Genomic DNA, 10,828 nt, shown 5'->3' on the forward strand with positions numbered 1-10,828 from the left:
GAGATGGCCCATCAGCCCGAGGAAAAACGGCAAATCCGCCTTCTCGACGCGCTTCTCATAGAGCGTCAGGATGTAGGAGCCGCTGGAGGTGTGCAGCAGAAAGTTCGAGTTCTCGGTGCCTTCGGCGATGCCCTTGTAGGACAGGAGATCGCCGACCGGATAGTGCTTCAGGAATGCGCCGAGTTCGCCTTCCGCAACGTCGGTGTATACCGCCATGTGGCTTACGCGGCTCCATTGACGAAGGCCATGTCGGCCCGCGTCAGTTCGACATCGCGCAATACCCGCATGACCGGAAAATCCTCCGTTTCCGTGGCCGTGATGGCCAGGTCGATCGTGACATCGAAGCGTTGCCGGAACGCGTCGATGATCTCGTCGACGATGATTTCGGGCGCCGATGCGCCGGCCGACAGGCCAAGCGTCGAGATGTTGCCGATGTCATTCCACGGAATCTCGGCGGCGCGCTGCACGAGAAGCGACATGGTGGCGCCTGCACGCTCCGCGACTTCGACAAGTCGTCGCGAATTGGAGGAATTCGGCGCGCCGACGATCAGATAGAGATCGGCACCCGGCGCGGTGTCCTTGACTGCTTCCTGGCGGTTGGTGGTGGCATAGCAGATCGATTCCGCCGCTGGTGCCTGCAGCGCCGGAAAGCGATCCTGCAAGGCGCGGATGATGCCGGCGGTGTCCTCGACAGACAATGTGGTCTGGGTAACGAAGCCGAGCGCCTGCGGATCGGCGGGCGAGAGCTTTGCGGCATCGGCTTCGGTTTCGATCAGCGTCACCGCTCCGTCCGGCAGTTGGCCCATGGTGCCGATCACTTCGGGATGACCGGCGTGACCAATCAACAGCACATGGCGGCCGAGCCGCTGATGGCGCATCGCCTGCTTGTGGACCTTCGACACCAGCGGGCAGGTGGCATCGAGATAGAAGAGATTGCGCGCCTTCGCATCCGCCGGCACCGATTTCGGCACGCCATGCGCCGAGAACACGACGGGCGACTGCCGATGTTCGGCCGGTATCTCGGAGAGTTCCTCGATGAAGACGGCGCCAAGGCTTTGCAGCCCCTCGACGACGTAGCGGTTGTGCACGATCTCATGGCGGACATAGACCGGCGCGCCATATTTCTTCAGCGCCAGCACGACGATCTGGATGGCACGGTCGACACCGGCGCAGAAACCGCGCGGCTGGCAGAGCCGGATCGTCAGAGGTGGTTTAGTGGTTGTCTGAAGCATTAAATCCGGGCCGGTTGATCAAAGCCGAAATGAAGTGCGCACCCCTGCCCTGTCAAGGGCATCGGTTGAAAGGGGGCATCAGCCGCGTTCATTCGTCTTTCGCGGGACGGCGAAGCCGCAGGATGAGCACGGCTGCGAGCGCCGCGGCAAGCCCGTACCAAGTCATCGCATATTGGAGATGGCTGTTCGGGAGATCGATGATGGTGACGCCGCCAACCGGCAAGCCGCCTGGGTTTGGCGTCTTGTCTGCGTCGATGAAGATCGGCACCAGCGCGGCGCCCGCCGGCAGACCGGCGCTTGCAGCCATCACGTCGCGGTCCTTCCAGTAGAAGATGTTCTTCGCCACGTCGTTGTCGGGAAGCATCATCGACGGCTTGCCCGGCAGCGGGTTGCGGGCCAGCCCCGTGACCGTCACTCTGCCAGCCACCTGTCCCTTGGCGCGCTTGGCGGCATCCTTCAGATCGTAAGGCACGAAGCCCCGATTGATCAGGACGAAGCGGCCGTCGTCGAGCGCCAGCGGCGTGTAGACATTGAAGCCGGCATCACCTTCCCAGGTCGCGTAGAAATGGCGTTCGCCTTGATGCAGGAACGTGCCGGTGACGGTGACAGGCGTATAATCGACATCCCCGGTGGCGGCGAACTCTTTCTCGACCGCAACCAACGGCAACGGCGCCGAATGGGTGCGCTGGTCGATGGTCTGCAGAAGGCCTTCCTTCCAATACAGGCGCTGCATCTGCCAGGTGCCGAGCACCAGCAGGATCAGGAACAGCACAAGGCCAAGGCCGAGCAGCAATGCCGATCGCGGCCGCGAACGACCGTCAGTTCTAAGGGAAGCCTCGCTCATTCGCCGCGATCCAGCCGGCCCTCGGCCGCTTGGTTGCGGTATTGCAGCGTCAGCAGCACGCCCTTGATCAGCCGCAGCGCCGTCAAGCACAGCACAACAGCCAGCGGAATCCAGACCAGCAGATGCAGCCAGAGCGGCGGGCTGAGCGTGACTTCTACCCAGAGCGCCAGGCCGACGATGATAAAGCCGATGATCAGGATCACGAACACCGCCGGCCCGTCGCCGGCATCAGCGTAGGAATAATCGAGGCCGCAATTGACGCATCGCTTGCCGACGGTGAGGAAGCCGGAAAATAGCCGCCCCTCGCCGCAGCGCGGGCAACGGCCATGCAGGCCGGCCGAGATCGGATCGATCGGCGGCCAGATCGCCCTATCTTCACTCTTGGAAGAGTCGTCGCTCATTGCTTACCGCTCGATTTCAGATCGACCGGCAACCAGTTCATATTGCCACTCATTGCCTACCGCTCGATCTCGATCGGTGTGCCATCGGCCACCATCGCCCAGATTTCGTCCATATCGGAGTCCGTAACCGCAATGCAGCCGTCGGTCCAGTCGACCAATTGAAGCAGCCAGCCCCACCAGCCATAACCGTTTGGCTGGCCGTGGATCATGATCATGCCGCCCGCGTCGACATTGCGCGCCCTGGCGGCCGCCAGATCGTCGGTGTTGGGGTACGAAATATGGATCGATCTGTGCGCGATGCTGTTCGGGTTGCGCCAGTCGAGGACATAGTTCCCCTCGGGCGTGCGTTGATCGCCCTCCTGGTGCTTATGCCCGACAGGATCGCCGCCGAGTGCGATGCCGTAGCTGCGCAGGATCTTGCCGTCGCCGATGAGTTCCAGCCGGCGTTCGGCTTTGTGGACACGCACCAGATCCACCTTCTCGCCGGCAAAGGCCGGGAGTGCCGCGATCATCAATGCGCAAATGGCCCGGAAAATTGTCAGCCGCGTTGGCTATCGATCAGCGATCATTGCGCCAAAAAGAGAAGGCGGCCACATTGCCGCGGCCGCCCCTCCCCAAACGGAAATTCCTCAGGCCAGGATCAGTGGCCCTCGATCACCGCGCCGACCGATCCCCAGACGTAGATCGAGGCGAACAGGAACAGCCAGACCACGTCGACGAAGTGCCAGTACCAGGCGGCCGCCTCGAAGCCGAAATGTTGCTTGGGGGTGAAATCACCCTTCATCGCCCGGATCAGGCAGACCAACAGGAAGATGGTGCCGATGATGACGTGGAAACCGTGGAAGCCGGTCGCCATGAAGAAAGTGGCGCCATAGATGGAATCCTTGAAGGCGAACGGAGCATGCATGTACTCGTAAGCCTGCACCATGGTGAACAGCATGCCGAGGCCAACAGTCAGCACCAGGCCGTTGATCAGCCCCTTGCGATCGCCATGGATGAGCGAATGGTGCGCCCAGGTCACCGTGGTGCCGGACAGCAGCAGGATGACGGTGTTGTAGAGCGGCAAATGGAAGGGGTCGAGAACTTCCATGCCCTTCGGCGGCCAGACACCACCGGTAAACGCGGTGCGGGCATATTGCTGGACTTCGCTCGGAAACAGGCTGGCATCGAAATAGGCCCAGAACCAGGCAACGAAGAACATTACCTCCGAGGCGATGAACATGATCATGCCGTAGCGCAGATGCAGCGACACGACACGCGTGTGATGGCCCTCATGCGCCTCCTTGATCGTGTCCGACCACCAGGCGAACATGGTGTAGAGGATGATCACGAGACCGATGAAGAACAGCCACGGATTGGCGATGTTGAAGCCGAAGATCGGGAACGAGCCGCCCTTCAGGTATTCCATCAGGCAGACGCCGCCAAAGGCGGCGACAAGTGCGCCTACCGACCCCAGGAAAGGCCACGGGCTCGGGTCAACGAGGTGATAGTCATGCTGTGGTTTTGCGTGCGCGTCTGCCATATCAACCCCCGAGATTTGCTTCGGTATTCGAAATTGTCTTGCTATTGCCCTTGGCCGGCTCCGAGGAGGCGACCGGCTTGGCCTTCTCGACCGGGAACATCGTATAGGACAGCGTGATCGTCTTCACGTCCTTCAGTTCCGGCACATTGACGATGTCGGGGTCCACGTAGAACAGGACCGGCATGTCCAGTGTCTCGCCGGGCTTCAGCGTCGTGTCGGTGAAGCAGAAGCACTCGACCTTGTTGAAATAGGGACCCGCCAGTTCAGGCTGCACGTTGAAGGTGGCGCGGCCGGTCACGGGACGATCGAACTTGTTGGTCGCCTGATAGTGCGCCTGCACGGTCTCGCCGATCTTCATCGTCATCGAGCGCTGGACCGGCTGGAACTCCCACGGCACGCCAGCGATGTTGGCATCGAAGCGGACGGTGATCTCGCGATCGAGCACGCGGCCGGCATACTGCTTCTCGGCACGTTGCGTCGTGCCGCCATAGCCGGTCGCCTGGCAAAACATCTTATAGAGCGGGACCGCGGCATAGGCCATGCCGATCATGCCGGTAAAAAAGGCGAGGCAGACAGCCGCGACGATGACGTTGCCGTTCTTGCCAGCCGCTTTTTTGGAGGTCTCGACGCTCATCACATCGTGCCCAGATTGTGGCCGAACTTCACGATCGTCGCGATGTAGAAAATGACCACCAGCAGCGCCAGCGCCACACCGATGGCGATAGAACGGCTGCGCTGCGCCTTCTTCTGACGCTCGGTCAACGTGACGGTCTCGAGCTTTTCCTCGATCATGGTCATGCTCCACCCATGGCAAGCGCGCGTTCGACAACGCTGTCGGCCAGATAGGCAGCGAAGATGGCGAAGAGATAAAGCAGCGAATAGGCGAACAGGGCCTTGGCCGGTTTCATGACGCGGTCATCGTCGGCCATGCCAAGCACTTTCCACGCGTACCAGACAAAACCGACTCCCAGAAGCAGGGCGGCCACGCCATAGAACGGCGTGGTGTAGCCAAGCAGCCACGGCAGCACGCCGACCGGGGCCAGCACCAGCGCATAGGCGAAGATCTGGCGGCGGGTCGAAGCGTGGCCGGCGACGTTGGGCATCATCGGAATGCCGGCCTTGGCATAGTCCTCGGACTTGAACAGCGCCAGCGCCCAGAAATGCGGCGGCGTCCACAGGAAGATGATCAGGAACAAGACAATGCTTTCGAGGCTGACTGTCCCGGTCACCGCGGCCCAGCCGATCACGGGCGGAATGGCACCGGCGGCCCCGCCGATGACGATGTTCTGCGGCGTCCAGCGCTTCAGCCACATCGTGTAGACGACGGCGTAGAAAAAGATGGTGAAGGCGAGCAGCGTCGCCGCCAGCCAGTTGACCAGCACGCCGAGCGTCATCACAGACAGCACCGACAGCACCAGCCCGAAGGTCAGGGCTTCGTGCGGCTGGATGCGACCGGCGGGGACTGGGCGGTTGGCGGTCCTGGTCATCACGGCATCGATGTCGGCATCGTACCACATGTTGAGCGCGCCGGAGGCACCAGCACCTATTGCAATAGCCAGGATGGCGATCACCGCCAGCAGAGGGTTGATGGTCACGGGTGCGGCGACAAGGCCGACAAAGGCGGTGAACACCACCAGCGACATGACGCGCGGCTTCAGCAGCGCGAAGAAATCGCCCGCCGTCGCTTCCGACATGCGAAAGCCCGCTTCGTCAATCAATGGGTCGTCGACAAGGGCCATGCGTACTTAAGTCCATCATCCGTTGGCCAAAACCGCCGGCGGACCGGCGGTTTCGTATTCGAGCGGGCAGCCGCCTTACTTGATTTTCGGCAGCTGTTCCCACTGGTGGAAGGGCGGCGGCGAAGGCAGCTGCCATTCGAGCGTCGTTGCGCCCTCGCCCCATGGGTTGGCGCCGGCGATCCGCTTCTTCTGGAAGGCCTCGAACACACCATAGAGGAAGATCAGGACGCCGATGGCCGAGATATACGAGCCGATGGACGACACATAATTCCAGCCGGCGAACGCATCGGGGTAGTCGATGGTGCGGCGCGGCATGCCGGCGAGACCGAGGAAGTGCTGCGGGAAGAAGATCAGGTTCACGCCGACGAAGGTGACCCAGAAATGCGTGTTGGCGATGACGGGCGAATACATGTAGCCGGTCATCTTCGGGAACCAGTAGTACCAGCCGGCGAAGATGGCGAACACCGCGCCCAGTGACAGCACGTAGTGGAAGTGGGCAATGACGAAATAGGTGTCATGCAACGAGCGGTCGAGGCCGGCATTGGCCAGCTGGACGCCGGTGACGCCGCCGATGGTGAACAGGAAGATGAAGCCCAGCGCCCACAGCATCGGCGTCTTGAACGAAATCGACCCGCCCCACATCGTCGCGATCCAGGAGAAGATCTTCACGCCTGTCGGCACCGCGATGACCATGGTGGCGAAGACGAAATAGCGCTGCGTGTCGAGCGACAGGCCGGTCGTGTACATGTGGTGCGCCCACACGATGAAGCCGACGGCGCCGATCGCCACCATGGCATAGGCCATGCCGAGATAGCCGAACACCGGCTTCCTCGAGAAGGTCGAGATGACGTGACTGATGATGCCGAAGCCCGGCAGGATCAGGATGTACACTTCAGGGTGACCGAAGAACCAGAACAGGTGCTGGAACAGGATCGGGTCGCCGCCGCCGTCGGGCGCAAAGAAGGTGGTACCGAAATTGCGGTCGGTGAGCAGCATGGTGATGCCGCCGGCCAGGACCGGCAACGACAGCAGGAGCAGGAAGGCGGTGATCAGCACCGACCAGGCAAACAGCGGCATCTTGTGCAGCGTCATGCCAGGCGCGCGCATGTTGAAGATCGTGGTGATGAAGTTGATGGCGCCGAGGATCGACGACGCACCGGCAATGTGGATCGACAGGATCGCCAGATCCATGGCCGGCCCGGGCTGGCCCGAGGTCGAAAGCGGCGGATAGAGCGTCCAGCCGCCACCGACGCCAAAGGCGCCCGGCGCGCTCGGCACGAACATCGAGGTGAGAAGCAGGATGAAGGCCGGCGGCAGCAGCCAGAAGGAGATGTTGTTCATGCGCGGGAACGCCATGTCGGGCGCGCCGATCATGATCGGAACCATCCAGTTGGCGAAGCCGCCGATCAGCGCCGGCATGACCATGAAGAAGATCATGATCAGGGCGTGCGCGGTGGCGAAGGCATTGTACATGCTCTTGCCGCCGTCGATCGCGGCGTCACCGTTCATGCCGTAGACCATCTGCGCCAGACCGCTGAAGATCTGGATGCCAGGCTCCTGCAACTCCATGCGGATGGCGACAGACAAGGCACCGCCGATGATGCCGGCCATGATCGCGAAGATCAGGTAGAGCGTGCCGATGTCCTTGTGGTTGGTCGAATAAACCCAGCGGACCCAGCCGTGATAAGGCTTGTGGTCGTGCCCGTCGTGAGCTGCAGCGTCTGCCATGTTCCGCTCCGTTCCCTAAATCTTGCTAACCCGCGGCATCAGTTGCCGGCGGCCGCTACCTTGTTCTGGCCGTCGACCTCGGCCATCAGCGTCTTGTTGGCGCCGGGCAGATCGGTCTTGGCTGCCGCCAGCCAGGTCTTGAACTGCGCATCGGAGACGACGCGGATGGCGATCGGCATGAAGGCATGGTCCTTGCCGCAGAGCTGCGAGCACTGGCCGTAAAAAATACCTTCCTTCTCCGCCTTGAACCAGGTCTCGTTGGTGCGGCCCGGAATGGCATCGATCTTGATGCCGAACGACGGCATGGCAAAGGAGTGGATCACGTCGGTCGCGGTGACGAGCACGCGGGTCATGGTGTTGACCGGCACCACCAGTTCATTGTCGACCGCGAGCAGGCGCGGATAAACCTTGCGGTCCTCCTTGCCGGCGGCGGCGCGGTCGGTGTCCTGAAGGATCGCGGAATTGAAGGAGAGCGTGTTTTCGGTCTGGTACTCGTAGTCCCAGTTCCACTGGTTACCGGTCGCCTTGACGGTCAGCTTCGCTTCTTCCGGCGGCGTGTATTGCGCGGTCAGCAGCTGGAACGAGGGAATTGCCAGGCAAAGCAGGATGACGACCGGACCGACAGTCCAGATCACCTCGATCAGCGTGTTGTGGCTGGTCTTGGACGGAACCGGGTTCGCGCTCGCACGGAATCTGACGATGCAATAAGCGAGGAGAAGCAGCACCAGGATGGTGATCGGAACGATGAACCACATCGTGTAGTTCCCGAACCACTCGATCTGCCGCATCATGTCAGTCGCCGGCGCCTGGAAGGTTGTCTCCCAGTTCTTGGGCTGGTCGGCATGGGCGGATGCGCCGGCGAAAAACGTGACAGCGGCACAAGCACTTAGAAACTTGGCACTTGCTGGAACCTTGGCGTTTGCCAGGAAATTTCTCATCGCCCTCATCGTCTCCCAGTTCCTCGCTGCGGTACCCACGAGAATAACGAACAATGCCGGGACGGGAATCCCGACAGTTTCAAGGTGGTTCAAACCATACTCTTTTTCCCTCCGCAAGAAAGGAGCGGACGAAACCGTGCGGCATTTTTGCGCGCAAGCCCGGATATGCCTTTGGAGGCAGCCGCGGCAGCACCGAATCGCCTACAGTGAGCCCGCAGCAGCATTCCCGCGGGCCGCAGGTGCCGAACGTCGCAATTCGGGCGAAATTGGCAGGGAAAAGCGCCCAATTGGCTTTTTCGGGGCAGACCTGGTGCGGTCTCGTCCTTTACTTGGCTTTGGCGCGGCTTAAAGTGCCGTGATTCGCAATGGAGCCGTCATGAATTACTGGCTTTCGAGAAACTCTCGGTTTTCGAGAAACTGGGCGAAGGTCATCTTTTTCGCCGCCCTGTCTGGCATCGGCTTGTCCGCGATCGTGTCCGGCACGGCGAACGCCGCGCAGCCGAGCGGCACCGTGCGCTCGACACATGGCGCATGGTCGATCATCTGCGACACGCCGGCCGGTGCCACCTCGGAACAATGCGTGATGATGCAGAACGTCGTCGCCGAGGACCGTCCGGAGATGGGACTGTCGGTCGTGGTGCTGCGCACCGCCGACAACAAGGCGGAGATCCTGCGCGTGCTGGCGCCGCTCGGCGTGCTTTTGCCCAACGGGCTCGGCCTCAATGTCGACGGCAAGGACATCGGCCGCGCCTATTTCGTGCGCTGCTTTCAGGACGGCTGCTATGCCGAGGTGATCCTCGAGAAGCCGCTTCTCGACACGCTGAAGACCGGCACGTCGGCCACCTTCATCGTTTTCCAGACCCCGGAAGAAGGTATCGGCATCCCGGTCGACCTCAAGGGCTTTGCCGACGGCTTCGCCGCCCTCCCCTGAAAGCCCGGCGACATCACCGGCTTCAACCAGAAGTGACTTCGACGGGCTGCTGGCAAACCGCTTTTGTCGTTACAATGCGGCAGAGCGATTGTCTCGGCGTGCCTTCGCGCCTACATCGTGGCAAAGACCCATTCCTCCTGTGAACGGATGCGCCATGAACAGCCTGATCGGCCAATTCGACATTTCAGACGATCGCATCAATCAGATCGTCGCCGAGACCATCAACGGCGCCGATGACGGTGAGTTGTTCCTCGAATACAGCGAGAGCGAAGCGCTGATGTTCGACAATGGCCGCCTGAAGACCGCCAACTTCAACACCGACCAGGGGTTTGGCCTGCGTGCGGTTGCCGGCGAAGCCAGCGGCTATGCGCATTCCAGCGACCTCTCCGAAGCCTCGCTGCTGCGCGCGGCCGATGCCGTTTCAACCGTCAAGGGCGGTTATTCCGGCACGCTTGCCGCCGCACCGGCCCGCACCAACCGCCATCTCTATGGCGAAGAGAACCCGATCCCCTCGCCCTCCTTCGAGGCCAAGGCAAAGCTCTTGCAGGAAATCGACGCCTGGCTGCGCGCCGAGGATCCGCGCGTGCGGCAGGTTTCGGCATCGCTCGCCGCATCCTGGCAGCATGTCGAGATCGTGCGCGCCGATGGCCAAATGGTGCGCGATATCCGCCCGCTGGTCCGCATCAACGTCTCCGTTGTGGTCGGCGATGGCGACCGCCAGGAGAGCGGCTCCTACGGCATGGGTGGCCGCAAGGCGTTTGGCGAATTCCTGGTCGAGGACAGCTGGAAGCACGCCGCCAAGGAGGCGCTCAGGCAAGCTCTGGTCAATCTCGAGGCCATACCGGCCCCGGCCGGCACTTTCGACATCGTCTTGTCCAGCGGCTGGCCGGGCGTCATGCTGCACGAGGCCGTCGGCCATGGGTTGGAAGGCGATTTCAACCGCAAGAAGACCTCGGCCTTCGCCGGCCTGCTTGGCCAGCAGGTCGCCGCCAAGGGGGTCACCGTCGTCGACGACGGCACGATGCCCGAACGGCGCGGCTCGCTGACCGTCGACGATGAAGGCACACCTTCGGCCCGCAATGTGCTGATCGAGGATGGCAAGCTGGTCGGCTACATGCAGGATCGCCAGAATGCCCGGCTGATGGGCATGAAGGCGACCGGCAACGGCCGCCGCGAAGGCTATGCCCACCAGCCGATGCCGCGCATGACCAACACCTATATGACATCTGGCGACATGGAGCCGGACGAAATCATCGCCTCGGTCAAGAACGGCATCTATGCCGTCTCCTTCGGCGGCGGTCAGGTCGATATCACCTCGGGCAAATTCGTGTTCGGCTGCACCGAGGCCTACATGATCGAGAACGGCAAGGTGACGCAGCCGATCAAGGGCGCGATGCTGATCGGCAACGGTCCGGACGCCATGCACCGCGTCTCGATGATCGGCAACGACATGAAGCTCGACACCGGCATCGGCATGTGCGGCAAGGCCGGAC

The 10,828-nt window shown here is 62.0% G+C and carries 13 protein-coding genes; 2 read left to right on the forward strand and 11 right to left on the reverse strand.

Annotated elements, in window-relative coordinates:
• The 11 genes from EN750_RS05830 to coxB form a co-directional block, all read right to left on the reverse strand.
• Positions 1-216, reverse strand: a 216-nt coding sequence (locus EN750_RS05830) for a phosphotransferase (protein WP_348629581.1), incomplete at its 3' end; no start/stop codon positions are given.
• A 5-nt stretch (positions 217-221) separates the two neighbouring features.
• The gene (gene ispH, locus EN750_RS05835; protein WP_023808604.1) at positions 222-1,232 is read right to left on the reverse strand and encodes a 4-hydroxy-3-methylbut-2-enyl diphosphate reductase; all 1,011 of its coding nucleotides are present in this window, start codon (positions 1,230-1,232) and stop codon (positions 222-224) included.
• Between the two features lie 88 nt (positions 1,233-1,320).
• Positions 1,321-2,076, reverse strand: a complete 756-nt coding sequence (locus EN750_RS05840; RefSeq protein ID WP_164761698.1) for an SURF1 family protein — start codon at positions 2,074-2,076, stop codon at positions 1,321-1,323.
• Complete coding sequence (locus tag EN750_RS05845) at positions 2,073-2,477, reverse strand: DUF983 domain-containing protein (RefSeq protein ID WP_127395867.1); 405 nt, start codon at positions 2,475-2,477, stop codon at positions 2,073-2,075. Before EN750_RS05845 ends, EN750_RS05840 begins: the two co-directional genes overlap by 4 nt.
• Positions 2,478-2,533: 56 nt before the next feature.
• The gene (locus EN750_RS05850) at positions 2,534-2,989 is read right to left on the reverse strand and encodes a L,D-transpeptidase family protein (RefSeq protein ID WP_127395868.1); all 456 of its coding nucleotides are present in this window, start codon (positions 2,987-2,989) and stop codon (positions 2,534-2,536) included.
• Positions 2,990-3,117: 128 nt separating this feature from the next.
• On the reverse strand, positions 3,118-3,999 hold the full coding sequence (locus EN750_RS05855; RefSeq protein WP_127270321.1) for a cytochrome c oxidase subunit 3: 882 nt from the start codon (positions 3,997-3,999) through the stop codon (positions 3,118-3,120).
• A gap of 1 nt (position 4,000) precedes the next feature.
• On the reverse strand, positions 4,001-4,633 hold the full coding sequence (locus tag EN750_RS05860; RefSeq protein WP_127395869.1) for a cytochrome c oxidase assembly protein: 633 nt from the start codon (positions 4,631-4,633) through the stop codon (positions 4,001-4,003).
• Positions 4,633-4,791, reverse strand: coding sequence for a hypothetical protein (locus EN750_RS05865; protein ID WP_013532777.1), 159 nt, complete (start codon positions 4,789-4,791; stop codon positions 4,633-4,635). The genes EN750_RS05860 and EN750_RS05865 overlap by 1 nt, the downstream gene beginning before the upstream one ends.
• Before the next feature lie 2 nt (positions 4,792-4,793).
• Positions 4,794-5,738, reverse strand: a complete 945-nt coding sequence (locus EN750_RS05870) for a heme o synthase (RefSeq protein ID WP_127320379.1) — start codon at positions 5,736-5,738, stop codon at positions 4,794-4,796.
• Between the two features lie 75 nt (positions 5,739-5,813).
• Positions 5,814-7,466 carry a cytochrome c oxidase subunit I gene (gene ctaD, locus EN750_RS05875; RefSeq protein ID WP_023808611.1) on the reverse strand — a complete coding sequence of 551 codons (1,653 nt, stop codon included), beginning with the start codon at positions 7,464-7,466 and terminating at the stop codon, positions 5,814-5,816.
• Between the two features lie 38 nt (positions 7,467-7,504).
• Complete coding sequence (gene coxB / locus EN750_RS05880) at positions 7,505-8,521, reverse strand: cytochrome c oxidase subunit II (protein ID WP_164873885.1); 1,017 nt, start codon at positions 8,519-8,521, stop codon at positions 7,505-7,507.
• A 259-nt stretch (positions 8,522-8,780) separates the two neighbouring features.
• On the opposite strand from coxB, the gene EN750_RS05885 reads away from it, so the two are divergent.
• Positions 8,781-9,335: an invasion associated locus B family protein gene (locus EN750_RS05885; protein WP_013532781.1), complete on the forward strand. Its 555-nt coding sequence runs from the start codon at positions 8,781-8,783 to the stop codon at positions 9,333-9,335.
• A gap of 154 nt (positions 9,336-9,489) precedes the next feature.
• Positions 9,490-10,828, forward strand: a 1,339-nt coding sequence (locus tag EN750_RS05890; RefSeq protein ID WP_127395870.1) for a metallopeptidase TldD-related protein, incomplete at its 3' end; no start/stop codon positions are given.

Origin of the sequence: Mesorhizobium sp. M7A.F.Ca.ET.027.03.2.1 (assembly GCF_003999175.1) — a bacterium.
Lineage (GTDB): Bacteria > Pseudomonadota > Alphaproteobacteria > Rhizobiales > Rhizobiaceae > Mesorhizobium.